We start from the raw sequence: 26603 nt of genomic DNA on the forward strand, positions 1-26603 counted from the left end.
GAGATCACTACGCCAACGACGAGGGGCCCTGCCTCGTCACCACACCCGCTGACCAGCCCATTTCACCCTCCAGCACAGGATGAAAGAGGCTCAGTAACGCATGCTCGCCCCTTCGAGTCGACCCCTATTGCGCCCAAATTGACGATATAGGCAATTCCATCTTCGTCCACATAATGGAGTATCACGTCATCGTCGAGATTCTCTATCAGGGATTCCGCAGTACCAATCCTGGGGCACCCGCCAGAATTATGAACCAGTACCGGCGTGGCCCCCGCCAGCACATAGTACGTGTGCTACGCGAAGCTTTCGACTTGCCCACATCGGCGTCACCGCCACCGTCTACGCCCACGTCCGACTCCGTCTCCAGCGCGACGCCATCGACACCCTCAGCATCGTCCTTGACGGTCCTGTCAGCGACGAGCCGACCTGCGGCGACGGTGACGACCCGTCGCCGTGCGGAGCCACTGTCCACTGACGTTGCCGTCAACTACTGCCGTCACCCATCACAGAAGCCCCGCCAGGGCACACCTGACGGGGCTTCGATTTTGCTATCTAGCATTTGGGGTGCGGGATCGGGCAGCGAGGATGTACCCACGTCCGCCGACACCGGTATTCATCGTTGCCGATACAGGTCCCCTGAGCATCTCGGGAACGACTCTAGCCTTTCAGTCATTCCTGAAATACCCCGGCGCTAGTCGTCGATCAGCGACCGCGCCACTTTATTACCTGCATCCGTATTGGCGATCCAGGCGCGGCTGCCCAGCTTGGGTTCCCATGAAAGGCGCTCAAGGTCATCGAGTACCAACTGGACAACTTCACCAGGCCCTCCCTTCCAGGGCGAGAATCCCTCTGCGGCAAGTTCACCGATCTGGATCAGGCCACTTTCGAGCAAGAAGTGCAGCAGATCAGCAAAGAAACCCTTCCACGGGCCACCCTGCGCTGCCTCCCGTGCTGCCCAGATGAGCTGATCGATTGGGACCCAATCGTCCAGCCCTTCGATCAATACATCCGCGAAAATACGCTTTTCGATCATGGCAAGTGAACCTTCAATGGCTTTCCGCCAGCACCAGGCTGGATATCTATTGTCGCTCCACCGGAAGCAGACGCCGTTCTCCACTGGATCACGGTGCCATCTGGCAGTCGATACACGTCGGGAATTTTTGGACCCCGCGCTGGGAGTTGCTCAGCGCCAGCAGTCCAGCGCTCAAAGGCGCCACGCATCGTCTCCTCATCGGGCATTTCCCGAACGTGCCCCTGCTTTCCCTTCGATAGATTTCCGAACTCGGACTGCCATACGTCACACAACCCGTTGCTGTTGTGAACGAGTACCGGAGTCTCGCCCGCCAGCACATAGTACGTGTGCAGGTTGGAGACAGTGAGATTGTAGACCTTGGCCTTCAGGGCTGTTTGCCGTTGAATTGCGTCGATTCGGAGATAGGTGCCGGCATTCGTCTGAAGCATCTGGTCCGGGCGGAGGTCTGTGGCGTCGACCCACTTGCCCAGGGCCGCGACCCAGAAGGGGTGGCCGGCTGTTGCCGAGATCCGGGCGGTCTTGGTGCCTCCGGGGCCGTCGACGTCGATGGCGAGGTTGACGAGACGTTTGGTTCCTTGGCCCTTGATTTCGGCTGTGACGGTTTCAGACCTGACCGTACCTGTCTCGGGGTCGGCCGCGAGAACCTTGTCGCCGACTCTGACCTTCTCGATCGGCTTGGTCGTTCCGTTGGCCATGAGCACCTTGGTGCCAGGGACGAAGCTGTTGCACTCCTTGGCAAGCGCCGCGGCACCCTTGGCGCGCGCAGCGCGGGAACCGACCGCGAGTGCGCCGCCGACGGCGGTTCCGCTGCCGGCGGCGGGGCCCGAAGCTGCTTCGGCGATTCCTTCGGCGCAGACGACCCAGGCTGCCAGGCAGGCAGGGCCCGCTACGGCCGCCACGGGTGCGATCGCGACTGCGAGTGCTACGACTACCGCGGCTCCGAGGACGACCTTCTGCCACGTAGCCAGCGGGCCTCGGTCGATGCCCAGGGGCACGTTGGGGTTGTAGTTGGGGTTGGTTCCCATCGCGTACCCGGTGAAGGGCGCGGCTTCCTTCTTCACAGGAACGGGATCAGGTCCCTTGATGAAGTATTCGACCTTGACGGTCTTGCCGATGGTTACCGTTTTACGCAGAGTGCCCGATGAGCCATCACTGAAGGTGATGGGCGTGTCATTGTGCTGCGTGTAGGTCCAGTTACCAGGTCCTCCGCTCCAGCTGGCGTTGTGGTCGCGGAGGTACTTGTCATCGGAGACGCCGCCGCGCTCGGTGATGATCTCCTTGAGACCCGTGGGGTCGGAGAACGTCGTAGGTGCGTTTCTGGAGTACGTGTAGCCGTTGACGGACTCGTGGGTGTCCGGGGCGAGGATCGGGTCTACGGAGATGAACCGGCCGAGGTCCGGGTCGTACTCGCGGGCTCCGATGTGCGTGAGGCCTGTTTCCTCGTCCTGGGGTTTGCCGAGGAATCCCTTGTCGTCGACCCATGTTGGCGTGTTGCCGCGTGCTTCGCCGAACGGCTTGGTGTAGCGGCGGGTGACGGCCTGGGTGGTGGCGTCGACGCTCATGGAGGCGGTGCCGTGGTGGTCGTCCACGATCCAGCTCAGGCCCGTGTTCGTGCGAAGGGCCTTGCCGCTTCCGGCTCCGTAGTACCGCTGGGCGGAGAATGCCTTGGCGACGGTGTCGTAGTGGAGTTCCTGGCCGCCGGGAAGGTAGAGCACCGTCTTCGTCGGGCCGCGGCGGATGAGAAGCTCACCGCTAGCGTCGTAGAGGTAGGCGGTCGTGTTCGTGCCCTCGGTCAGAGTGGCCGGCTTTCCCTCGATGTTCCACGTGAGGGTCTGGTCTCCGGTAGTTCCAGGACGCTTGGTCGTGTTTCCGAGTGAGTTGTAGGCGTAGTTCGCAGTAACGCCTTCCGACACCGTGCTCGTCAGGGTGTGAGGCTGTCCGGCACCGGACGTGTTCACGGGTGGGTAGGCGTACTTGGTTTCGGCATCGCCGGTGGCGGTGTGGATGGTCTGGGTGTCGCGTAGGCCGCCCGGCTTGTAGGTCCAGCTGTGCCAGTACGGGGCCGGTCCTCCCAGCGCCGCGATGGACCGCGATGCGGTGCAGTCACCGGAAGCAGGCGTCCACGCTTGGGTCAGACGCCGATAGCCGTCGTAGGCGAAGCACTGGTTGTCAGCCGTGCCGGCCTTGTTCTTGATAGACGTGACGTTGCCACTGGCGTCGTAGCGGTAGTCGACGTCACTGAGGTAGCCAACACTCGCCTCGTCCACGACGTGGCTGTTGGTCAGCCGCCGGGTGCCGTCCTCATACCGATTGACCACCTGCAGGTGCTTAGCGGTAGTGGAGGTGCCCAGGCGGGTGTCCTCGGCTTCGCCGTACTGCGTGTAGCCGATGGACTGGACGTAGTCCGTCATGCCTTCGACGGACGTCGGCATGCCGAGGTCGTTGTACTTGTAGGCGACGGTCTCGAGAGGGAGCCCACCGACGGCGGGAAGGATGGTGTTCTGGACGGTGCCGTCCAGGTTGTAGGCAGTGGACGTGGTGAAGGTCTGCGGTGCTCCCGCGACGACCAGCGGGTCGGTGGCCGCCAGGACCGTCTTGATCCCCGTGGGCTGGCCCATCATGTCGTAGCCGGTGACTGCATCGGAGTAGATCTGGCCCGTGGTACCCCCGACATACCGGATGGCAGCCGAGAGCTTGCCCTTGGCTACGGTGTCGTAGAGGTTCTTGGTGAGCTGATGGGCGTTGTCCTTGACGTCTTCCCAGGTGCCGGTCTGGCGGCCGAGAGCGTCGTACTCGCTGATGAGGGTCTTGGTCTGGCCGTCTACGGAGGTCGTGGTGGTCAGGACCTGGTCCGCATCGTTGAACGTGCTGGTGCTCTTGCCCTTGTCGGGGTCGGTGGACTCGACGAGCCTGCCGCGCAGGTCGTAGGTGTAGGTCCACTTGGCGCCGTCGGGACCGGTCATGGTCTCGATCTGGCCGCCTGGCGTGTAGGTGTACTTCGTCGCGGTGTACTCGCTGCCGGTTGGTGTGGGGCCCGGGTACTCGCGGCGCTCGGTGGTCTTGCCGTAGACATCCGTGAAGGTGACGGTGCCGGTGCCGCCAGGTGCCGCAGTGAACGCGGTCCGGTCACCTTCGTAGGTGGTGTAGGTCGTCCACTTCGGCTGGTTGTACACACGGAAGTGTGCCTGGGTAGGACGGCCGGCTCCGTCGAAGACGGTCTTGGTGGATGCCGGGACCGAGCCCTCGAAGGTGTTCTGAAGGGCGCCGCTGGGGGCAGCGTTGTCGTGGATGCCGCCGTTGGCGATCGTGGCCAGGCCCCGGTCGTCGTAGAGCGTCTCGGAGATGACCCGCCCGCCGTTGGGTGCGGGGACCTGCGTCTGGCGAGGACGCAGCAGGGAGTCGTAGATCTGGTAGGAGCTGTTGTAGGTCTTGCCGTCAGACTTCAGGGTGTCTGTGCGGATCCAGGTCTCGGTGGTGTTGCTGACGTTGTACGTGTAGACGATGCTCGCGGCATCCGCCATGGCCCGGATGCGGTTGGGCTTCCAGACCGAAGTGAGCCGGCCAAGGGCGTCGAATGCCCACTCGGTGGTGTTGCCGTTGGCATCGGTGACCTTGGTGGCTTTGCCCCAGGCGGGGTCGATCACCGTGGTGGCGGTGTAGAGCTTGGGGTCGGTGACGGTCTGCTTGGTCAGCGGACCGTAGACAGCGGGCTCGTAGCTGGTCTTGGTTGTGCGGTCGAGCGAGTCGGTCACCGACGTGGGCCGGCCGAGCACGTCGTACGTCGATGTCGAGGCGGTCTGGTAGACGGGCGTCCCGGACGTGTAGCCCGAAAGACGATAGGACCCGGTGATGTCGCCCTTGGTGGGAGCGGCACCGGCGGCCTGGCCGTCGTACGAGGTCTTCAGGTCGGAGATCGCGTCCGAGGGCAGCGAAGGCGTGATGGAGCAGCCTACTGCGTACGTCTCGATGCGTGAGGCGAACTGGACCAGCCAGGCGGCTGTGTTACGGGCGTACGTGGAGCGGGTGCACGTCTCGTCGCCGGACTTGGCGGTGTCTCCGGCCGCGTCCACCTTGGTGGCCATGCCGTACGTGGTGTCGTAGGTGGTGGTGGTGGAAACGGTGCGAGCGCCGGTCGAGGTCTTGTACCGGTTTCGTACCGTGCCCGGCTTGACGAACCAGGATTCGGGCGTGCCCCAGGTGTACTTGTGGCTGGAGGTCCTGAACGACCATGGGTCGGTGATGCTGCCGCTTACCTCTTCGGCGCCGTCGTAGCCGATGCTTTCTCGGACGAAACCGCTGTACTGGCGCGAGTCCTCGATCGTCTGCCCGGTCGAGTCGGTGACCTTCTCGTCACGGAAGGTGCCGTCCTTCTTCTTGTCTCCGTCGAGACCCCGCATGTACAGGGTGAAGGTTTTGCCCTGCGTGCCGGTGGTGACGCCGGTGGCTGTCGTGACCTTGGAGTAGCCGCGCCACTGTGACCACGTGCGGTACTTGTCCTTAGTGATGCCGTCGTCGTCGGCGAAGGCCCAGCCGGCGCCACCCTGGTAGGTGTAGTGCGTCTCCTGGGCGTCGGCGTAGCCGATGGGGTCCGTGACGACGACGGAGTCCACGACGTACTTGTGGAACCAGTCCAGCTCCGGTGTTCCGCCGACCTGTGACCAGTAGACGGGGAAGCAGCGCAGACTGTTGCTGTCCTCGCTCGCGGGCATCATGGTGCCGCGGACGCACTGCGGGTCGGAGTAGTTGACCGTGGTCTTGCTGCCGGTGTCCGAGGCCAATACGCGCACGCGCCACTTGTAGTAGCGCAGGGTGTTGGTGCCACCTTCGACGTGGTTGGGCATCTGGATGCCGCCGAACGTCGTCTTTGGCATGCTGAGGGTGGTGCCGTCGGCCTTGCCGTGGGCCTGGATGGACTTCAGCCACAGGCTCGGGGACGAGGAATCGCCGGTGGCGGGGAAGTCGTGCTCCATCGTCCAGGAGTCGACGAGCCGCATGGTGGTGCCGGTGCCCGACCAGACGTAGGAGCTGATGAGGGTCATTCGGTATCGCGTGAAGAACGCGGGCCCGATGATGTTGGTGCACGCCTTGCCGGTGTCGCAGATCATGTCGAACGGGACATCGGGCCAGTTCGCCTTGGTCGTGCTGGTGAGGCTGCTGCAGTCCGTGGCGGTGCAGCGCTGCGAGTAGGCGAAGGCCACCGACTGGGAGGCCGGCTTGGAAAAGATGCTGTCCAGACGCTGACCGTAGTTGATGCGCTTGAGATAACCGCCGGCGACGTACGGGGTGCCAGGGCTGTCGACGCCGGACTTGGCGTAGTTGTTGGTTTCCTTGCCGTACCAGTAGGTCATGACATTGTCGTGAGGGTCCACGACGTAGTCGAGGTTCCACCGCCATGCCTGGGTGCAGGCGGACGTGTCGAACGTGCTGGCGTGGCACGGTTCGCTGACGTCGTCGCCGAAGACAGGCACGGTCCAGGTGGAGTGGGTCACAGGGTCGTCCGCCGCTGTGCCGTTGTCGCTCCAGCCCTCGAGCTTGTGCTTGCCGAAGAAGTACTGGACACCATCGGTCGTGGTGACCTTCCAGTACTCGCCGTTGTTGTCACCGTTGGCGGCGCCGGTGAGGTGCTCGACCTTGCTCGCGTCGTCATCCCCCAGACGCCACGAACCGCCGGCCGCCTCGGAGCGTTCCGCCGTGGTGCAGGCCGCCGTGTCGGCACAGCTGTTGACGAGCTGGGACGCCTTGCCGTTCAGAACGAGGGTCGCGTTGGCGTACTTCCAGCACAGGTCACCCTTGCCGGCCTGCCCGTCGTCCTTGCAGGATCCGTACTTCCGCTCAATGTAGGAGTCTGTGAGGGAGAAGCCCTCTCCAATGACGGAGGTCTGGTTGTTCTCGCTCGCGGTGCGGCCATCGACGCTGCTGGAGTTGTAGCTGATGGCGAGCGAGGGCTCAGGGCCGGCCGTGGCCAGCGGCATCCGCAGCGGGTAGCTCCAGTTGAAGTCACCGGTGTTGCCGCCGGCGGACCAGGTCGCGGAGGACGACAGCGGTGTCGCACCGAAGTCACCCTGTGTCGAAGAGGCTCCCGCCGTGGCTGCCAGGAGCATCGGCTCGGCTGCGCGGAGCGTGCCGCCCGGGAGGTCGGCGCTGAGGGTCTGCTCGCTGGTGTCGTTCTCCGAAAGGAGTGAGGTCTGCTTGCGGCAGGCCGCCTTGTCCGGCGTGCTCAGCGCACAGACGGGAAGGCGGACGAGATGGAGACGGGCACCGAAATCGCCGCCGTAGACATCGGCAAAGGACGCGTAGTCCAGCGAGAAGCGCAGCGTGTCCGCCGTGTCCGCCGACCGGCCAGGGAGGAGGGAGAGCAGTACGCCGTTGATGCCTGCCTTGCGTGCGGTCTCCTGGTCAAGGATCTTGACCTCGGCCTGGCTGGCCGGCCGTGCGCTGTTTCCGGCTGAACGCTTCGCGTTCTTGCCGACCGGCGCGAGCGTGACGGGAAGACCTCCGACGGATGCTTTCGTCGTGCCGTCGGCCAGCAGGGTGAGAGTGGTCTTGTCCGCCTTCGGCCAGTGCGCCTTGGCCAGACGCTTCTTCGTCGCCTCACTGGCGGCGACTGTGGCGTCGACGGGCTTGAACATCGTCCGTGCGTAGTCCTCGACACGGTCGACCTTCGGGTTTGCGGGCTGGGAGAAGTCGCGGCCCGAGGCGGCGGCGCTGGTGGTGAGATCGATCCCGTTGGGGATGGCGATCTGCGGGAGCAAGGCTATCGAGAGCGCGAGCGCGCCTCGGCCGAACCATCTGGGCAGTGAGGTTCGGCGTCGTCTGCCCTTCGGGGCAGTTGACATGGGGCTTTCCATTCTGCTGGGGAAGTCGGCACAGATGTGGTGCTGAAAAAGAGAAGCTGGTGGCTCGCCGAACATCGTGGCGAGCCACCGGCATGGTGTTACTCGAACTGGTCCTGCTCATTCGCGTAGGAATCGCCGACTGCGGACGGCGACATGGCGCCCGCCCACACGCGGACGTTCCCCACATAACCCGGGAAGTAGCGTCCGACGGTGCCGTTGACGATGCCCCGGCCGATCTCGAACTTTCCGAGGCCCTGCCAGGGAGCCGTGAAGGCCACGCCGTCGTCCCCATCGACTTGCGACGAATCGACATAGAGGAACATGGCGCCGCGGCTGACTTCGTCGCCGTCTCCGGAGGCGGCTGAGTACTGCGCGTCGTAGACGACTGTCAGTCGAACCCACTTGTCCTTCTGCGCCGGCAGGGATGAGCCATAGGCCCATGCGGAACCCGAGGCGTCCTTGCTGGAACGTCCGAGCCGCCACTTGCCGGCGGAGGATCCGGCGGGCTGTTCGTACCAGATACCCCACGAGAAGTTCGACGTGCCTGCCTGGCCCAGGACCTGGCGGAGGTATCCCAGGGACGTGTCCTTGACCCCCTCACTGTCCAGACGCACCCAGGCGGTGGCGGTGAAGGAGCCGGTGTCGTCCACGATGGGACCCGAAGCGCCGGCGTAGCCGGACACGCCGTTGAGGACCATCGCGTTCTTCGTGGGCAGACCCGAGGCCTCGTTGTCGGCCGTGGCCGGGTCGATCCCGATGGTGGCGCCGTTAAGCGTCATCGTGCGGCCGTACCCGGAGGTGTCCTGGATGCTGGTGCCGGTCGCTGTGGTGGCGTCCCAGGAGGCGACGTTGGCGGTGACGTGGTCGCCCGTGTAGCCGTCGCTGGCGTCCTCGTCCTCTTGGGTCGCGATCTGGGCCACTTCGTCACCAGAGAGTGCCCGGGACCAGGTGTACACCTCATCGACGGATCCGGAGAAGTAGCCGTGGTACTCGGACTGCCACAGAGCCCGTCCGATCTGCAGGCCACCTGTGGCCGTCCAAGAAGCCGGCACCGCGTGCGTTCCCTGCAGGCGCCCGTTCACATAGAGGCGGATCTCCTTCTCGATGGAGTCGTACACCCCTGTCAGATGCGTCCATACCCCCGTCGTGGCCGGCTGCTTGGACACCACCACCTGATCGTTGATGTTCCCGCTCGTGGTGTCGAGGGGAGACGTCAGCAAGGACCAGCGCCCGTTGTCGTAGGCAAGGTAGAAACCGCTGAAGACCTTGCCGTCGATCCCGACGACGGTTCCGCCGGACACACCGGGTGTAATCCTGGCCCACGCGGACACGCTGTAGGAATACAGCGTGTTCACCGGCGCGGAGGACGTGGCTGCGTACGCGGTGCTGCCATTCACCTGCAGGGCGTGGGTGCCCGCGCGGCTCTTGGCGCTGTATACGGCGGAACCGCCGAGTGTGAGAGGCCGCTTCGTCGTCGCGGTCGTCAAGTCGGCGCCGCTGTTGTTCAAGGACCACATGCCGACCGGGGCATCGGCCCGTTTAACCTCGAAGCTGTAGTAGGCCGTCACCGAGCTGTGCATGGCCGCGTCGTAGGCCCACACCTGAAGGGTGTTCTCACCGTCCTGGTTCGGAGTCACCCACAACGTCGTCGACGCCCCGGTGGACACGTTGATAGGCGCCGACAGGGGACCGCTGTTCAGTCGCCATTTGTAGGAGGTGACATCCGACTGGATGCCCGACAGGCTCGCGTTCGTGTCCACCGGTGTGAAGCGGAACCTGCCCGCCTTGCCGACGGCGCCAGTCGGCACGCTGCTCTCCGCCGGCGGGTACAGGCCGTCGTCGCTCGTGACGATCGGCGGCGGCGGACTTGTCTTGTCGACACGGAAGTAGCACCAGGTCGACCAGGGTGACTGCAGGTGCCCGGAGGCGCCGCGGTCGGTCGCCCAGTAGGCCTCCGTCAGCACGCGCATCCGGTAGTTCGTGTTGTCGGCGAGCGTGGGCGAGGTGGTATCGGTCACGTCGTTGTCAGACGCGTGGGCCCCGCCGGTAGGGGACACGGCCCAGAACATCTTCTGTGAACCGTCCGCCTTCCACACCTCGTACAGTGCCCGGAGCTGGGCCTTCGCACCGTCAGGTGACTGGACGATGGAGGTGAGCTTCGGGGTGACGCTGCTCGTCACGAGAGGCGTCGTCGAGGCGTTGCACGCCCTGCCCGTCGTGCCGTAGCGCACGCCTACCGAAGTTGGCTTCTCGGGCTGAGAGACGTAGGTAACGGACAGCTTGGCGTCGTTGCGGAAGCGTGACCACGCGGCGGTCGTCGATTCGTCCTGGGCACGGAATTCCAGGGTGAGGTTGGGCTTCTGGTTGTCCACGAAGGACTGCAGCGTGGGGGTGAGGTTCTCGTCACTCTCGCCGCCGGTCACGTTGTCGCTGTACCGCAGCCAGTTCGCAGGCTGAGCGGGGCTGCACAGCTCTCCACGGCCCTGCGCCGCCCACCGGTCTCCCATCATGTCGACATACGCAGGCTTGGTTCCCCACGTCGTGGAGCTGGAGATGCCCTTGTTCTCGTCGGCGCGGACGAGGAGGTAGTTGTGCTGGGTGCAGGTGAAGCTCCAGGTCTGGTAGATCTCCCAGGTGGCATCCAGGATCTTCTTCTTGTACAGCGAGCCCATCGGGTACTCGAAGTACATCCGCTGCGTGTAGGGGGTCTCGGAGCACAAGTAGCCGGCGTAGTTGGAGCAGTAGCCCACGCCCTTGTCCCCCGTGAACTCCCAGTACCGCACGCCGTCCGACCGAAGGGCCGTCCAGTCGGTCAGCACCAGACCTGTCACCGGCGGGTCGATGTACACCGGGTACACCGTCTCCGCACTGCGCAGCAGATCCAGGTCCGGCTTCATCTCCAGCGTGTCCGCGTTGAGTTCCACAGCGACGTTAGCGGTCTTGTCGCCGATGCTTGGGGAGGAGAAGGGCTCTTCCCTGCCGCCGTCATGCGCTTCCTCCGGCAATGCCGTCGGATTCGACTCTTCGACAGCCATGCTGCGTATCTGGGCGTTGGACGTCTTCGCCGGTGCCTCGGCCGAGCTTGTGGTATCTCCGGAGGAGTCCCACATCTGACCGCTCGGGCTCTCAAAGACGGTCCTGCCGTCGTCGTCGACGAAGCGCATGCCACCGTCGCGACCGGGTGTGTACCGCACGCCGCTGCTCTCCATGCCCAGGCGCACGGATTCCAGGGACGGGTTCTCGGCCGCCTCGGCAGTCTTGACGACGAGAGTCTGCGTGAATCCGCTCTCGACAGCTGTCAGCTTCAGATCCACGCCAGGGAAGACTTCGGCGTAGGTAGCGGTACTGCCGTCCAGGACCGGTTCGGGCAGGGCGCCAGGCCAGGCCAGGGACAGTTCCTTGCCCGCCTTGGAGACGGTAGCCATCGGCTGATCGGAACCGCCGCCGGAGAACTCCACACGGTTTACCGTGGCCTTGGTCGCGATGCCACCGTCTTCGGTATGGACCAGCGTCGTGTCGATGGCCGCCCACGACCCGTCGTCCTTCTGAGCACGAACAGGAGCGGCGTTCATCTCCTTGGTGAAGGTGCCGTCCGGGTTGGCGAAGACCTGTGACGTCTCCGTCGTGCGGGCAATTACCTCCGTCCTCTGCCCGGTCTCAGCTGCTGCCTCCGAGGCGGCCGATTCTGGTGTGTCCGTCTCCTCGCCCAGTACGTCGGAGGATGCCGCCAGAGCAGCATCCTGATGGCCGTACAGCGGTGAGAAAACGGATAGAACGACTGTAGCGGCCAAAATGGCGCTCAGTCTTCGGCGTCCACGACGCCACGCCTCATCTTGCATATTTCACCCACATCATTCACATGATCCACACAAAGATCCACCCCAATATGAAGGCGAGATCCAAGGCAGTCAAGAGTGGCCTTGGGTGCTCGTTCAGCACCGTGACCTGCATGGATATTGGGGCCTGCGCTCCGCCAATAACTCCCCTTACGCTTCTGGAGGTTGACTGATCTCGAAGTGCCAGAGACCAGAAACCGATACTTATCCCTTTTGAGGGGGGTGGGTATATTTTTCTGATTGATAGGCATGAAGGGTCGCGTATGCCTCTCACGAGGCTTTTCCGGAGGAGAATCGGCTTAGGGTGCATCGGACCGCTTTGGGTCGGTACCGATGCCAGCCTCTCTGCCTGCAGGTGCTCTTGACGCCCCTCGCTGCGAAGCCGCAGGCTTCGCTCGCTCGTCACCGGCTGGCCCTACTCAGTCATCTACGCACTCGAACCAGGCCGCAGCTCGTAGACCACCCCACTGGATGACCGACTTCTGGCACCGGGGGACGACACCACCACAGCCACCGCCCTACAACTGCGCGAGCTGGTCGAGCGGCTGATCACCACAGACCAGTAACAGGCGGATGACCCGGACATCCTCGCCATCGCGGACGCCGGATACGACGCACCCCGCCTCGCCTTCCTGCTGAACAATCTGCCGGTGCAGGAACTGGCCAGGATGCCCTCAGACCGCGTTTGAGATCTGCCGTCGCCATGGGCTGACGTGCTCGTTGAACTGTCCGTAAGTGGTTCTGGAGGCGGATATCCGTCGGACCTGACGGACGAACAGTGGGCGCTGGTGGAGCCGTTGCTGCCGCTGGCGCGGGTGGGTCCGAAGGGCGGTCGGCGGGAGAAGCACTCGCAGCGTCGGATCGTGGACGCGATCTTCTACGTAGTGCGGGCCGGGTGTTCCTGGCGGCAGCTGCCGAAGGACTTCCCGCCCTGGCCTACGGTGTATTGGTACTTCGCCTGGTGGCACGACGACGGCACCGTCGAGCGCGTACACGACGCACTGCGGGACAGGGTGCGCGAGGCTGACGGCCGCAATGCCGAGCCGAGCGCTGGCCTGATCGACTCGCAGTCCATCCGCACCGCTGATACCGTCCCCGCCGTGACCAGGGGCTTCGACGCCGGCAAGAAGGTCAAGGGTCGTAAGCGGTTCCTCGTCACCGACACCCTCGGCCTGCTGATTGGGTCTACGTGGTCGCTGCGAGCGTCCAGGACTGCGACGGCGCCCGTCGACCGCTTTTGTGGGCCCGGCTCAACCACCTGCGGATCCAGAAGTTCTGGGCGGATCAGGGCTTCGCCGGCCGCCTGGTCGATTGGACCGCCCAGATCCTCGGCCGCGAGCTGGACATCGTTCGCAAAGACCCTGGCCAGCGCGGCTTCCAGGTCCAACCCAAGTGGTGGGCAATCGAGCGCACCTTCTTTTGGCTTACCGCCCATCGCCGCCTCGCCCGGGACTACGAGACCATTCCGGCCCGGTCCGAGACCGTGATCCGCTGGGCGATGATCGGCATCATGGTCCGCCGACTCACCCGCGGCCGACCGGCGACGCGGCAGGGCCCGCACCCGCTCGTACGCACCGCAGCCAGACAAGCTAGTTGACTCAGTTGAGCGATTCGAGGTCGTCGGGCGTGCCGTCAAGGGCAGGACCACAGCCTGCGGGAAGGTGCGAAGCTATGAGTTCCACGGCCTCGTCGGCAGTAACAGGGCCACCGATCTGCTCCCGCCCCGAACCGCGCGGCTCATGCAGCCGACGAACGCGGAAGCGCCGTTCGCCGTCGTAGGGGAAGATCGAGGGCAGGTCTTGCGACCAAGGGAAACGGGTGCACCGGCTGAACTGCAGTGATCCATGGCTGACCAGCGGAAACAGAGCCCGGAGGGCAGGGTTTGCGTATGCGGCCTCTACCAGGGCTTTGTCGATGAGGTTCGCGTCCATGTCCCGCACGGCCTGCCACTTGGCTGCCACAGGGTCGTCTGATGCTGTCCCGAGTATGTCCTTCTCTGCCATGCTCCGACGTTACTGAGGTTGTAGGCGTGATGTCGTGAGGGTGAGGCCGGTAGCGGCGAGGCAGCCGTCGATGACGTCGCTTCGGTATTGGATCTGGCGGAGACCGAGTCGTAGTCGGCGGATGAGTTGGTCGGGGTCGGCGAAGGCGGTATTGGCCTGGCTGGTCCGGCGGAGCACTGACCAGATGCCCTCAACCGGGTTGAGATCAGGTGCGTAGGGCGGCAGGTGGTAGGCGGTGATCCAGTCGTGGGTGTCGATGAACTCGCGTATCCGCCGGTCCTTGTGGACGTTCAAATTGTCCCAGACGAGGACGATCGGCCCTCCGAGCTGCTGGTGGGCTGCGATGAGGAGGTCGCGGTACTCGGTCCAGGCGAAGCTTTTGCGGCCGCCGTTCTTGTGATCGGTGTGCCGTTTGGGCTGGTAGATCAGGCGGGATCGCATCCCGGGTCTGTAGCAGCACAGGGCTGCGATGGAGAAGCGCCGCTGGGAACGGCCGCGGACCCGGACGACCGGGGTGGACCCGCGTTTGCCCCAGGTGCGCAAGGTCGGCGGCGTCATCGAGAATCCGGCCTCGTCTTCGAAGACAAGCCAGGCCCCGAGCGCCGCCGCGGTGGTTCCAGGTGCGGCCACACCTCCTTCACCCAGCCGGCCACCGCCGCCTCGTCACGCTCGACCGCCCGACGGGCAGGAACCTGATGGCTCCAGCCGTGCCTGCGCAGCATCTGGGAGATGCCCGACAACGTCATGCTCTTGTGGAACCGTCGGCCGATCAGCGTCTTGATCCGCGCGAGCGTCCACCGCTGATCCGGCCAGCCGTGAGCGACCGGGCCTTTGGCCAACTCCTCCTCGAGCACGGTGAACAGCACATCGCTCAGCTTCGGACGCGACGCCGGGCCACGGAAACGAACCGCGTCCCGACCGGCCTCCCGCCAGGACCGCCGCCATCGCTGGACGGACCGGACGCTGACCCGTAACTCCTTCGCGATCTCCGTGCTGCCCCGCCCCTCGGCGAACATCCCGACTGCTTCCATCCGGACTCGCTCACGGAAAGCTTGTCTCTCCGCGGTCAGACCCCCACCCTGCGGATACCTCATACATCCGGCATACCGCGACGATCAGCAACCGTCAGCCCCTACGACAAGACGACTTCAAGGTCAGTAGCTGACTCTGCAACGGCTCTTTCGTAGGCCGCCGTTCACCTTCCTCACTGAGCCTCTTTCATCCTGAATAGTTGCAGGTCAGGAGCGTGTGGACGGCCTGGATGATTGTGCTGATGCGGCGGGTGGAGCATCGGGCGCGGCGGAGGATGCGCCAGGACTTCAGCTGCGCGAAGGCGCGTTCGCCGGGAGCTCTCAGGCGGGCGTGGTCGCGGTTGAACTGTTGGTAGTACTCGGGTTGTTCGCGGTGGTGGTACGGGGTGTGGACCGTGCCTACCAGGGTGCTGGCGCCACGGTCCACACCCCGTACAAGAACCACCGCGAACAGCCCGAGCACTACCAGCAGTTCAACCGCGACCACGCCAGGCTGCGGGCACCGGGAGAGCGGGCCTTCGCGCAGCTGAAGTCCTGGCGCATCCTCCGCCGCGCCCGATGCTCCACCCGCCGCATCAGCACCATCGTCCAAGCCGTCCACACCCTGCTGACCTGCAACTATTCAGGATGAAAGAGGCTCACTGACCGATGACAACGCTACGAGCACTCGGCATGCAGTGGACGTGACGTTGCAGACATGGGAAGCCGACCGGTAGGAAGTGTGCACAGCCGTTTGAAAGCGCCAGGGTGATCATCTCCCGTAGAGTCCCGAGGGTGTGGACATGACTGCGGCTTGACCTGAGTGCGAACGAGGAGTGAGTGATTGAGTAGAGGGGCTTCCTCAATCGGCACTGGTGGGGGCGGCACCATCTATGAGTATCGGGTCGCAGCTCTCGATCTGGTCTCACTGCTGTGTGGCGTGCCTGTCCCAGGTCTTGATGTCGTACCGGATGCGATCTGCCTGCAGCAGAGCAGCGAGTTTCCTCTAGATGATGTTGTGGCCCTTAACCGCAAAGGCCCCCAACGGTTGGTCGTGGAGCGGCAGGTCAAACGAACGCTGGAGATTGCTCCTAGTAGTGCGCCCTGGCGTAAGACGATGCGGCAGTGCTTGCGAAGCCTTGAATCCTTCGGAAATGACATCGACGCTGACCGGCATAGACTTGGTGTAACTGCATCCGGGCCTCTTCATGGCCTGGAGGTGCTACGGAGTCTGGCCACGTACGCAGCCGCGCAGAAGAGTGTGGACGATCTCTTGCGGCAGCTCCCGAACATGGGTCAAGATCATCGTCGCTTGTGGAAGCATCTTGTGGAAACCATCCACGATCTCCTCGTAGAAGACGGCGTTGCGGCTCCTGCGAAGGATTCGGTAGAGCTGATTTCCTTTCGGATCGCACGTCGCCTGGTCGTACAGGTGGAGCCTACTGAACAGATGAGTCCCCGGTACCCCTACCTCTGCTCCCTACTAGAGGATCGGGTACTCCCGACAGGCTCTAAGCACGATCCTGCCGCGGTGTATCGAATGATCGAGGAGCTGGCGCAGGAATGGGGGCCGAGGGCCGGCACTGTGGATGCGGCCATGCTGCGAAGCCGATTGCAGGCGCGAGGTGTCACGCTGCGCGGCGATCTGCCGCCTCGAGATCCAACCGTTTCTGCCCGGGTGAATGTGGTGAGAGAACTGGAGGCAGTCGATGCATTGCGCTTGGAGGTGCACCCTGCATTCGAGACGGACACCCGTTCTGCGGCGCTCTCTGCGCTTCCGCCATATATCGATCGTCCGGACAGCGTTGATGACGAGCTGCGACGCCAAGTGGCCGGGGCGGTCAGTGGCAGCCGGCTGGTGATGGTCGTTGGTGGCTCCTCCACGGGCAAGACTCGGTCCTGCTGGGAAGCGGTGCGGGCTGAGCTGCCGGACTGGCGCATTGTGCATCCGTTGGCGCCTGAAAGACCTGCGGCTCTGATGTCTGTCTTACAGGCAGGTGTTCTGGAGCCACGAACAGTGCTTTGGCTGAACGAAGCGAACCTGTACTTGCTGGTCAAGAACTACGCGGCTCAGGTGTCAGCCAGCCTGCAAGCCCTGTCGACGGACCCTCAGCGTGGGCCTGTTCTCGTCCTGGGCACTATATGGCCAGACTTTTGGGAGGAGCTGACGGAACGTGCGCTTGAGGACAGCGGCGTGGACACCGGAGCGGGCGCGGTGCAGCAGCTTGCTGACCTAGCGGTCACAGTCAGAATGCCTGCCGCCTTCACCTCCCGGGACCTGACACGTGCTGCGGCGGTGGTTGCCTCCGACCCGCGCCTGAAACTGGCCCGCAGCCGTGCCGCTAGTGGACGCATCACTCAGTTTCTGGCCGGAGCTCCGCATCTGTGGCGTCGTTACGAGCAGTCCGCCGGAGCAGCCCGCGCTATCCTTCACGCTGCCATGGACGCGCGTCGCTGCGGGCACGGTCCACTGCTGTCTGAGGACTTCCTTCGGGTAGCCGCTGAGGGCTATATAGATGACGTCACGTGGCATGCCTTGGATGAGGATTGGTTCGCCTCGAATCTCGCCAAGCTTCTCAGGCCGCACCGTCACCTGCCGGGGCCACTGACCCGGTTCCGCCCGCGTCACGATGAGCCGCCTCTCGTCAGTCCGCTGTACCAGCTGGCCGACTTTCTGCACGAGAGAAGCCGGGCGACGAGGGAGAAGGAGAGTCCTGCTCTCTCCTTGTGGGCGGCAGCAGCGGCCCACTCTCAGACGGACACAGACATGCGGGAGCTTGCCCAATCGGCCCGCAACCTGGGCGCCGTGGACTGTGAACAGCTCTATCTGAGGGCGGCGGCATGCGGAGATGTAGAGGTGCTGCAGTGGTTCATCCGTCGCCTGATGAAGTTCGGACGGTTCGAACGGGCTGAGGAACTCATCGAGAAGTACTGCCTCGACGGGCTGCTCCTGGGAGAGCTTTCCGCGGCTATTGGGCTCGCTGGACGCTTCAAGGACGCTGAGCGTCTGGCGCGCCGGGCATACGAGGTCAGCCGTGACCGTAAGGGCGCTCGAAGTCTGGCCTACCACCTGTCGGCATCTGGGATGCGTCGCACTGCCGAGCAGGTCTACTCATGGCTCGCTGAGACCGGAGACCCAGTGGCTTTGCGGTGGCTCACCGTGCATCACGAAGCCCGGGGTGACCGGACCACGGCCGAACACCTGGCCCAGATGGCCCTCAGACAGCACGCAGACCCATCCGCCGCCCTTGTGCTGGTTCAGCTTCGGGTCGAAGCAGGAAGGCTCGACGATGCGGACCGGCTAAGCAGCCTTGTCGCTGATCACGGCCATGCCGGTGCCCTGGTCGCATTCGCACACGAGAGATCACAGCATCGCGACCATGCCACCGCCTTGTGCTTCTACCGCGCAGCCGGCGCCAAAAAGCACCCGAAGGCTCTGGAATGGATGTCATGGCACTACGAAGGGCAGGGCCATCACCAACGCGCCGAGGACCTCGCATACACTGCCGCGGCAGCCGGTAACAGCCACGCTTTGCACGGCCTCGCCCACCTGCGATTCTTCAATGGTCGCCTACATGACGCCGAACGCTTGAACCGCGCAGCCGCACAAGCAGGATCGGTATCAGCCCAACACTGGCTCACCCGCAACGGTCTACCCGACGCCGAACCGTCTGATACGTCCTGATCGAGCAGCCCGACAACCCCGCAGCACCGACCCCAGTTCAAGATCAGCGCCCCACCTCACCACCGCTGACAAGGCGAAGGCACTATCTGACCACAACCACGCCTCCACCTGATCAGGCCTGTCTGCCGACATTGATAACGGCACAGACCCCCACTCCCATACAGCTACCAGCCTCCGGATCCCCGTGCCAGAGGCCCGCAGAACCCGGGGGACTGTAAATCGTTCGGTGTAACTCCCGATCATGGAGGATGCACCGATGACCAGTGAGAACGTGCCCGAGGGCGAGCCCGTCGAGGCGGCTGAGCCGCAGCCGGCGAGGGTGGTGGACGACCGGCTGATCGACGAGCTGGTGTCCCGGGCCCAGGCCGAGGGCCTGCAGCTGACGGGCGAGGGCGGGTTGCTCCAGCAGCTGACGAAGCGGCTGCTGGAGTCCGCCCTGGAGGGCGAGATCACCGACCACCTCGGCTATGACAAGCACGACCCAGCCGGGAAGAACGGCGGGAACTCCCGCAACGGCACCCGGGCCAAGACCGTGCTGACGGACGTCGGGCCGGTGGAGATATCCGTGCCGCGTGACCGCGACGGCTCGTTCGAGCCGAGGATCGTCAAGAAGCGGCAGAAGCGTCTGACCGGGGTGGACGAGATGGTCATCTCGCTGTCGGCGAAGGGCCTGACCACCGGCGAGGTCCAGGCCCACCTGGCGGAGGTTTATGGCGCCGACGTCTCGCGGCAGACGATCTCCACGATCACCGACAAGGTCCTTGAGGGCATGGCCGAGTGGCAGAACCGGCCCCTCGACCCGGTCTATCCGGTCGTGTTCATCGACACGATCCACGTGAAGATCCGAGACGGGGCCGTCGCGAACCGGCCGATCTACGTGGCCCTGGCGGTCACCGTCGAGGGCCGGCGCGAGATCCTGGGGCTGTGGGCCGGGGACGGTGGCGAGGGCGCCAAACACTGGATGCACATCCTCACCGAGATCAAAAACCGCGGCGTGAACGACGTCCTGATGCTCGTCTGCGACGGCCTGAGGGGCCTGCCCGACGCGGTCGAGACCGTCTGGCCGCAGACAATCGTGCAGACCTGTGTGGTCCACCTGCTGCGGAACTCCTTCCGCTATGCCGCCCACCAGGACTGGGACAAGATCGCCAAACTCCTCAAGCCCGTCTATACGGCGGCGACCGAGGAGGCCGCGCTGGAGCGGTTCGCGGAGTTCACCGATGCCTGGGGCAGGAAATATCCGGCGATCGTCCGGCTCTGGAAGAACGCGTGGGAGGAGTTCACGCCGTTCCTCCGCTTCGACACCGAGATCCGCCGCATCGTCTGCACCACGAACGCGATCGAGTCGGTGAACGCCAGGATCCGGCGGGCGGTCAAGGCCCGGGGACACTTCCCGAACGAGCAGGCCGCACTGAAGTGCGTCTACATGGCGATCATGTCACTCGACCCGACCGGCGGGGGACAGACCCGCTGGACCCTGCGCTGGAAGACCGCCCTGAACGCCTTCGACATCACCTTCGACGGTCGACTCGCCGCAGCCCGACAGTAACCTCGAACACCACGGTTACACCGTTCGATTGACAGACCCCGCGTCTTCCCAGCGCCTTGGTTCGAGCGGTGCCTGAGCAGGCAGGACACTGCTGTGAAGGCGCGACAGTTCCCGGTCCATGACGCCCTTGTCGAAGCGGGCGTTGTAAGCGATGCAGCGCCGCCCTTTGACCACGCCCCTCAGTTCCGGCAGCAGACCGCCGAAGCTCGGGGCGTGAGCGACACAGGCGTCGGTGATGCCGTGGAGTCTGCTGGCTTCGGCCGGGATCGGCAGACGCGGATTGAGCAACTCGTTGATCAGGGTGCGCCCCTGGTTGTCCAGCGCGGCGATCTGTACCGCCCAGGCCTGAGTACCCAGGCCGGCGGTCTGGACATCGAGGATGAGCAGTGAGGGATCCGCCAGCAGCCCCTGCGCCCACCGCCTCACCTGTTGGCGTTGACGCAGCCAGACCGGCGGCCTGCGCAGCATCCTGACCGCGTCGTCCAGGCCGCCGCACTGTTCCCCGGCCTCCTGTACGTGCCACATTCCGTCCCCGTCAGGTCGGGCGTGCACGGTGCCGAGATGGGCCCCGCGCTCGTAGACCACCCAGGTCGGACGCCCGGTATCGCCGGGCCGCACCAGCCTCACCACCCGACCGTCGACCCGGCGGGCGAGGAAGTCCCCCCACTCCTGCGCCGCAAAGGCACATGCCTGATCACACTGGCGCCCGGAAAACCTGCAAGCGCCCGGGCATCGCCGACCGGTGTCATCCATGAACCGATCATGAAAAGCGCGCCGCCCAAGCAGTCTCACGTCGCATCGGACACGCCGCGAGACTCATCCGCCAAGCGCACACCCACCTCATGCGGCCCAGGTGGCACCTGCCGTCCGCCAAGGCCTGCATCGGGGCGTTTCACGCCTGACCGGGGGCCCAAGGGCTTTTCCCGTGTCCGTCTTTCGCCCCAGCAGGCCAGGGGCGGCATTCAGCGCGGCGGGCCGGGGATAGGCGATCCGGTCGCCCTGGCCCGGCTACTTCGACATGAACCCGCCCTCGCCGGTACACCGGGGGCCGAGGGGTTCAGACGTTCAGGTGGTAGGCCTTCTCCGTCACGCGCAGCGGGGCGTCGGCCGGGCCCTGGATGAAAGGACCGCGCCACAGGACCTTGTGGCGCTTGAGGGTGGGGTACCACTGGTTGACCTTGTGCATGCGTACGGGCCAGCGGTGGCTGTAGCGGCGTGAGCTGGGTGTGTCGTCGGAGCGTGGTGAGCGGTCCGTGGTGCGGCGCAGGTCGACCAGCCGCACTCCGGCGGTGTCCCGGGAGCCGGAGGCGTTGTTGTGGGAGGGGCCGCGCGGCGTGGCCGGGTCGGGGGCCGGGGTGTCGGTGACGGTGGTGACGCCTTGTGCGGCAAGGCGCCAGAAGGCGAAGAGGTAGCGGTCGGCGAAGTTGTTGTAGGGGTCGTCGATCGGCTCGCCGCTCCACTGCGCCACCTCCGGGACGGGGATGCTGGGATCGGCGTGGATGAGGTCTCCGACCTCGTGGCGCAGCAGGTGGCGGGCGCGGGCCTGCACCAGCGCGGCGGCCTGGGAGGAGGTGCTCCTGGTGGAGGCGTCCGCGCGCATGCCGTTGGTGCCTGCGGGCGTCCAGGGCGGCATCCGGTGGCCGGCGGCCTTGGCTTCCGCCAGGAACTGCCTCCACTCGGCGCTCTGGACGGGGCCGTCGGTGGGGAGCATGCCGCTGACACCGACGGCGGGGCACTGCTCGCCGTCAGCGCCGTACATCGTGGTGAAGGACCAACCCAGAACGCTCAGATCGCCGGCGATGTCTCCCTGGACGGACAGGACGACGGGCTCGGGCAGGACGACCAGGGCTGCCGGGAGCGGGATGTCGGTGTCCCGGTCGAGGGTGAGCAGGTCGGTGGTCTCCAGGGTGAGGGCGGCTGCCACGAGGGCTGCGTGGGCGGCCGGTGAGACGACGCAGATCTCGCTGTCCCGCAGCAGCGCAAGGTGCCTTTCCCTCTCCCACACGCCGTAGTCGGCGATGAGCTGGGCGGTGTGGGGCCAGGGGCCCTGGTAGCCGGTTTCGCCCATGATCCAGGCGGCCGTCTCGTGCCAGGCGTCAGCGAGCGGGAGACCGGCGCGGATGTAGTGCCACAGGGTGTGCTGGAAGGTGGTTTGGGTCGATTCGGCAAGCCGGGCGGCCACGTAGGGGTTGTTATCGATCAGTGTTGCTGTGGCTGTGCGGTCGCGCAGCGCGCGGCGGGCCGCGATCGCCGGGTCCCACGTCCGGGTCTCGGGCCGGGTGATGCGTTGCTTCTTGCGCCTGCTCGCCTTGCCCACGCTCGCGCCGCCCTCATCTCTCATCGCCCCGGGGGGGGCGTTGTTTGCTCTGTGTCACAGAGTCTGTGCGGGCCGGTGGCAGGCTGCGGGGAGGAAGGGGCGGCCGTCCCGCCTGGCGGGACAACCGCACGTGTCTTCGTGCCGCTCGTTTCGCCGGGCGGGATCCCTAGGGTGGCGGGAGCTATTGCCTCTTGGCCGGTGCCGGGTCCGCAAGGCCGGTCAGGCGCGCGAGGAGGTCCCGGCAGGCGTGCTCGACTTCGAGGTCGAAGGCGACCGCGTCCGACCATCGTTGGTGGTCGCGGTGGGGTTGTGCGAGTGCGATCTGGATCTGGGGCAGGGCGGGGTGTGCGGCTGGGCCCATGCGGTTCAGGCAGGCAAGGACGTCGCGTGCGGTGGAGTTGTTGTCCTTCCAGGCGTTCAGCAGCGCGGGCACGACGGTGCCGGCCTCGCTGGTGCCAGCTATGTCCCACAGGGCGGATGCGGCATGGAGGAGGGTCCAGGAGTCGTTCAGCACGGCCGCGCCGTTTAGCTCGTTGCGCGCGTTCTGCTCGAGTTGTTGATTCAGGATCTGCCGCAGGCGCGGCAGTACTGCTGCGGCGTCGGGGCCGATGCGGCCGGCGAGGTTGAGCGCTTCGAATTTCCGGGGGGCGTCGAGGAGGTCTTCCAGCAGCGGCACGATGGTGCCGGGGCGGCGTTCGATTTCCCAGACGGCGCTCGCCGCGGCGGTGCGCAGGGAGACATCGCCTGCGTCGGTGAGGGGGCGGATGACGGTCAGGGCGGATGCGGCGCGGGGGCCGAAGGACGCCAGTGCCTTCAAGGCAGGCTCGATGGCGTGCATCTGCTCGCGCTGGAGTGCGGCCTGGAGGGCGTTGGTGAGTGCGGGTACGGCTGCCGGATCGGCGAGCTTGGCGAGGGCGGAGGCGAGCGTCACAGGGCTGACGTCGGGCCAGTCGCCGCAGTGGTCGACGTCGGCGAGACGCTTGATCAGCCGGGGGGTGAGCTGCGTAGCGCACTGGGGCAGATGGCCCACCGCGCCCAGAGCGCGCCAGACGTCAGTGTCGGTGTCCAGCGCGACAAGCAGGCTGGGCAGAGCCCGCTCGTCGCCGAGGCCGGCCAGCGCCACCACGGCCATCTGGTGGGCTCGGCGCACGGTGCGGTGCGGGCTCGCCCACGCGTCGGGCCGGTGGGCGGTGACGTAGGCGGCGAGGGCTTCGCGGGCCGGTTCGGCAAGGGTGTGCAGGGAGCCGAACGCCTCGGCCGCGGCCGCGGCGGTGTAGGGGTCGGCGGGGAGCAGGCGGTCGCCGATGAGCCGTACCAGAGCGGTGTGGTCGCCCCGCAAAGAGGTGATCAGACTGCGTGCCATGGCGATGGCATCGTAGCGGGTCCCCGGGTCCGGGCTGCGCAGCTGTGCGGTGAGCAGAGCTGTTCGGTCCCGGGCGCGTGTGTCCAGGGCCGTGTGGAAGGCCGTCAGCAAGGGAGTGGTGGCGGCGTGGACGCGGCCGTGCCGTTCGAGGTCGGCGAAAGCGGCCGTAACGTACCCGGGAACGTTCGGGTCGGGGTCGGGTTCGGCCTCGCACGCACACGGACGGGACGGATCCCGGTCCTTGTGCTCGCCTTTGTCGGGCCGGGGTGCGGGGGTGACCTGGCGGAGCAGTTCGATCGCGGTCGGCACCGTCTGGTCGTCGGTGGAATCGGGGGCGCAGCGGGCCCGGTGGACGAGCGCCGCCAGACGGATGTCCGGATCGGTCGCCAGGTCGTCGGCCAGGGTGTCCAGCCATGCCCGCGCCGGTACTGCGGCTGCGGGCAGGCGCAGCGCCAGGCCGGCCATCGTCCGCACCACCAGCAGCCGCTCCGCAATCCCGTCCTCTTCCGCGAAACGGTCCTGCAGGAGTTCCACCGCCCGCTCGGTGTCGTCCAGGAAGAGTCCCAAGCCCTCGATCGACGCCCGGCGCACCCGCGGGTCGGGGTCACGGGCGTAGGCGATGAAGGCGTCGGCGTGCTCGCGCATCAGGCGTGCGGTGTCCGGGTAGATCGTGGACTCCTCACCGTCCTCGCCGCAGACGACGGCGTAGATCTCCTCGGCGTCGACCGCTTCCCGCCCAATGCTCAGCAGCAGCGCGACGACTTTCCCGCGGTCAGGAGTCGCAGAATCGTCCGCCATCGCGAACAGGAACGGCACACTGGCCACCGTGCTCGAATACACGCTGCCCTGATGCAGCACGGCGCCGTAGAAGCTGCTGAACGCCTTTTGCCGTATAGCGGGGTCGGGCGAGACCATGCCGCGCAGCCATCCGGGTACGTCGTCGGCCGACCCGTAGGCATGCCCCAGGGACGCCCAGTCTGTCTTGTCCAAGTCGTTGATCATGACCGGCACTATGCAGGGCGGCACTGACACCCATGGCAGAACTAGGGCGTGTGTCGGAAGTGCTCTAGTGCCGCATCAGGCAACGTTCGCCCTGTCTACGACTGCACGGAGGCGTTTGTCGGTGGCGTGCTTGTTTCGCCAGATGATGTAGCGGCGGATCATGCTGCCCTGCTCCTTGTGGCTGGCGTGGTCGGTGCCGTCGAGGGCGAAGTAGCGCAGGGCGGTGAACTGGGCCTCGATCCGGTTGAGCCACGAACTATTGGTGGGCGTGTAGGCGAACTCGACGTTGTTCGCCTCCGCCCACTCCGCGACCCGCCGACAGCACTTGGTGGTCAGGTGCGGGGAGTAGTTGTCGAGCACGATCGCGATGCGCTTCCCGAGGGGGTGCAGGCTGCGCAGGTAACGGCAGAACTCCAGGAACCCCGTGCGGTGCTTTCTCGGCTTGATGTGGCCGTAGAGCCGGTCTTTGCCCAGGTCGTAGGCGGCGAACAGGTGCCGGACGCCGTGCGGGCGGGTGTAGGTCGCGCGGCGCCGCGGCCGTGGTTCACGGTCGGGGTCCTTGTGCTGGCCGCCGCGTTCGGCCCACTGCCGGCCTGGGTGAGGCTGGAGGTTGAGCGGCCCGAACTCGTCCAGGCACAAAACGACCTCGGGTTCGCCGTCCTCAGGGACGACCTCGCCGTCGGCGATGGCGTAGAGGTGCTCGACGCGGGCCTTCTTGGCCGCGTATTCGGGATCCTTCGAGGTCTTCCAGGTCTTCACCCGTTGAAAGGTGACGCCCTCCTCGCGGAGCAAGATGCGCAGGCCCTCATGGCTGATGTCGTCGACCACCCCCTCGGCGACCAGGAAGTCGGCCAGCTTGGCCAGGCTCCAGGTCGAAAAAGGCAGGCCGTGCTCGGCCGGCTTGGACTTGGCGATCTTCTTGATCTCCCGGCGCTCGGGCAGGGTGAAGGTCCTGGGCCGTCCGCCCCGGTACTTGGGGTAGAGGGACTCGAAGCCATCGGTATTGAAGTTGTGGATCACGTCGCGGACCCGGTCGTCGCTGGTGAAGGTCACCTCGGCGATCTTCGCCGCGGGCATGCCCTGCGCGGACAGCAGCACCATCTGGGCCCGCCGCCAGGTCACCACCGAGCCGGTGCCCCGCCGGACGATCCGCAGTAACCGCCCGCCCTCGTCGTCATCGATCTCGCGCACCCGCACCCTCCCAGCCACCCACATAGCTTGACGGAAAACCCGCGTTCTGGGGGTGAGGTGGCTTCTGGGGCGTCAAACGGCCCCGAGCGCGGCGGCTACAGCGTCTCGCACCGTTCCTTCGGTAGGAGTGGCCTTGCCCACGGCGGCAGCCATTTCCGCAAGGGAGGTCATGGCGACCTCGGGCAACCCGCAGGCCGTGAACGTCGAGAACGCGGCCAGGTCCGGCGCGATGTTCAGGGCGAACCCGTGGCTTGTCACACCGCCGCGGATCCTCATACCGATCGAGGCAATCTTCTTGTGCGCCGGCGTCCAGACCCCGACCAGGCTCTGGGCCCCGGGCGGGGTATCCCGTCGGACAGCCTGCAGGCCCAGCGAGTCCAGGGCACTGACCAAGCCCTCCTCCAGCCAGCGCACGATGTCCCCGGGGCCACGCTCACGGAGATTGACCACCAGGTAACCGATCAGCTGCCCCGGTCCGTGGTAGGTCGCCTGACCGCCTCTGTCCACCTCGACCAGAGGGATCCCAGCCTGCACAGGCAGTTCGTGACGCGGCGTTCGGGCACTGTAAGTGATCACTGACGGATGGGTGAGGAGTGCCAGCCGATCTGCGATTAACCCCTCTCGCCGCTGGCGGACCCAGGAGCCCATCCGCTCAACCGCTTCAACATAGGGAACCTCACCCAGATCAACCCGCTCCAGCACACTCTCGCCCACACCCGACCCCTTCGACGTCACAACCACTCAATAGACAGCCAGAGCGTACGCCGAAGGAAGAAGC

General features: G+C 65.6%; 13 protein-coding genes and 4 pseudogenes. 5 read left to right on the plus strand and 12 right to left on the minus strand.

The window, feature by feature from the left end:
- Positions 1-691: 691 nt before the first annotated feature.
- The 3 genes from ACFY7E_RS31040 to ACFY7E_RS31050 form a co-directional block, all read right to left on the minus strand.
- A complete protein-coding gene (locus ACFY7E_RS31040; RefSeq protein ID WP_389490740.1) occupies positions 692-1033 on the minus strand; it encodes a hypothetical protein in 342 nt (113 codons plus the stop codon).
- Positions 1030-7869, minus strand: a complete 6840-nt coding sequence (locus ACFY7E_RS31045) for a polymorphic toxin-type HINT domain-containing protein (RefSeq protein WP_389490743.1) — start codon at positions 7867-7869, stop codon at positions 1030-1032. Before ACFY7E_RS31045 ends, ACFY7E_RS31040 begins: the two co-directional genes overlap by 4 nt.
- Before the next feature lie 98 nt (positions 7870-7967).
- A complete protein-coding gene (locus ACFY7E_RS31050; RefSeq protein WP_389490746.1) occupies positions 7968-11660 on the minus strand; it encodes a LamG-like jellyroll fold domain-containing protein in 3693 nt (1230 codons plus the stop codon).
- Positions 11661-12106: 446 nt separating this feature from the next.
- Here ACFY7E_RS31050 and ACFY7E_RS31055 point away from each other — a divergent pair.
- Positions 12107-12391, plus strand: a pseudogene (locus ACFY7E_RS31055) (transposase); the annotation flags it as partial.
- Positions 12392-12397: 6 nt separating this feature from the next.
- Positions 12398-13302: pseudogene (locus ACFY7E_RS31060) on the plus strand (IS5 family transposase).
- 1 nt (position 13303) lies between these two features.
- On the opposite strand, the gene ACFY7E_RS31065 reads toward ACFY7E_RS31060, so the two are convergent.
- From ACFY7E_RS31065 to ACFY7E_RS31080, 4 genes and pseudogenes are all read right to left on the minus strand, one after another.
- A complete protein-coding gene (locus tag ACFY7E_RS31065) occupies positions 13304-13708 on the minus strand; it encodes a DUF6193 family natural product biosynthesis protein (protein ID WP_389490749.1) in 405 nt (134 codons plus the stop codon).
- A gap of 9 nt (positions 13709-13717) precedes the next feature.
- The gene (locus tag ACFY7E_RS31070; RefSeq protein WP_389490828.1) at positions 13718-14266 is read right to left on the minus strand and encodes a transposase; all 549 of its coding nucleotides are present in this window, start codon (positions 14264-14266) and stop codon (positions 13718-13720) included.
- On the minus strand, positions 14263-14802 hold the full coding sequence (locus ACFY7E_RS31075) for a winged helix-turn-helix domain-containing protein (protein WP_389490751.1): 540 nt from the start codon (positions 14800-14802) through the stop codon (positions 14263-14265). Before ACFY7E_RS31075 ends, ACFY7E_RS31070 begins: the two co-directional genes overlap by 4 nt.
- 124 nt (positions 14803-14926) lie before the next feature.
- A pseudogene (locus ACFY7E_RS31080) lies at positions 14927-15136 on the minus strand (transposase family protein); the annotation flags it as partial.
- Between ACFY7E_RS31080 and ACFY7E_RS31085 the strand changes: the two are divergent.
- From ACFY7E_RS31085 to ACFY7E_RS31095, 3 genes and pseudogenes are all read left to right on the plus strand, one after another.
- Positions 15131-15370, plus strand: a pseudogene (locus ACFY7E_RS31085) (transposase family protein); the annotation flags it as partial. The pseudogenes ACFY7E_RS31080 and ACFY7E_RS31085 overlap by 6 nt on opposite strands.
- A 660-nt stretch (positions 15371-16030) precedes the next feature.
- Positions 16031-18403, plus strand: a complete 2373-nt coding sequence (locus ACFY7E_RS31090) for a tetratricopeptide repeat protein (RefSeq protein ID WP_389490754.1) — start codon at positions 16031-16033, stop codon at positions 18401-18403.
- 256 nt (positions 18404-18659) lie between these two features.
- Positions 18660-19952: an IS256 family transposase gene (locus ACFY7E_RS31095; protein ID WP_389490757.1), complete on the plus strand. Its 1293-nt coding sequence runs from the start codon at positions 18660-18662 to the stop codon at positions 19950-19952.
- A gap of 15 nt (positions 19953-19967) precedes the next feature.
- On the opposite strand, the gene ACFY7E_RS31100 is transcribed toward ACFY7E_RS31095, so the two are convergent.
- From ACFY7E_RS31100 to lipB, 5 genes are all read right to left on the minus strand, one after another.
- Positions 19968-20705, minus strand: coding sequence for an exonuclease domain-containing protein (locus ACFY7E_RS31100; protein ID WP_389490760.1), 738 nt, complete (start codon positions 20703-20705; stop codon positions 19968-19970).
- Positions 20706-21009: 304 nt separating this feature from the next.
- On the minus strand, positions 21010-22293 hold the full coding sequence (locus ACFY7E_RS31105) for a hypothetical protein (RefSeq protein ID WP_389490762.1): 1284 nt from the start codon (positions 22291-22293) through the stop codon (positions 21010-21012).
- A 157-nt stretch (positions 22294-22450) separates the two neighbouring features.
- Positions 22451-24634: a HEAT repeat domain-containing protein gene (locus ACFY7E_RS31110; protein WP_389490764.1), complete on the minus strand. Its 2184-nt coding sequence runs from the start codon at positions 24632-24634 to the stop codon at positions 22451-22453.
- 75 nt (positions 24635-24709) lie between these two features.
- Positions 24710-25843, minus strand: coding sequence for an IS630 family transposase (locus ACFY7E_RS31115; protein WP_389490767.1), 1134 nt, complete (start codon positions 25841-25843; stop codon positions 24710-24712).
- Positions 25844-25897: 54 nt separating this feature from the next.
- A complete protein-coding gene (gene lipB, locus ACFY7E_RS31120) occupies positions 25898-26539 on the minus strand; it encodes a lipoyl(octanoyl) transferase LipB (RefSeq protein WP_389490770.1) in 642 nt (213 codons plus the stop codon).
- Positions 26540-26603: the final 64 nt, after the last annotated feature.

Source organism: Streptomyces sp. NPDC012825, assembly GCF_042900925.1.
In the GTDB taxonomy this organism is placed as follows: domain Bacteria; phylum Actinomycetota; class Actinomycetes; order Streptomycetales; family Streptomycetaceae; genus Streptomyces.

Bases quoted from the DNA above. Each gene is read 5' to 3' on its own strand.
- ACFY7E_RS31075 (WP_389490751.1), bottom strand. From the start codon at position 14,802: ATGAGGTATCCGCAGGGTGGGGGTCTGACCGCGGAGAGACAAGCTTTC.
- ACFY7E_RS31095 (WP_389490757.1), top strand. From the start codon at position 18,660: ATGACCAGTGAGAACGTGCCCGAGGGCGAGCCCGTCGAGGCGGCTGAG.
- ACFY7E_RS31045 (WP_389490743.1), bottom strand. From the start codon at position 7,869: ATGTCAACTGCCCCGAAGGGCAGACGACGCCGAACCTCACTGCCCAGA.
- ACFY7E_RS31040 (WP_389490740.1), bottom strand. From the start codon at position 1,033: ATGATCGAAAAGCGTATTTTCGCGGATGTATTGATCGAAGGGCTGGAC.
- ACFY7E_RS31105 (WP_389490762.1), bottom strand. From the start codon at position 22,293: ATGAGAGATGAGGGCGGCGCGAGCGTGGGCAAGGCGAGCAGGCGCAAG.
- ACFY7E_RS31110 (WP_389490764.1), bottom strand. From the start codon at position 24,634: ATGATCAACGACTTGGACAAGACAGACTGGGCGTCCCTGGGGCATGCC.
- ACFY7E_RS31100 (WP_389490760.1), bottom strand. From the start codon at position 20,705: ATGGATGACACCGGTCGGCGATGCCCGGGCGCTTGCAGGTTTTCCGGG.
- ACFY7E_RS31065 (WP_389490749.1), bottom strand. From the start codon at position 13,708: ATGGCAGAGAAGGACATACTCGGGACAGCATCAGACGACCCTGTGGCA.
- ACFY7E_RS31070 (WP_389490828.1), bottom strand. From the start codon at position 14,266: ATGACGCCGCCGACCTTGCGCACCTGGGGCAAACGCGGGTCCACCCCG.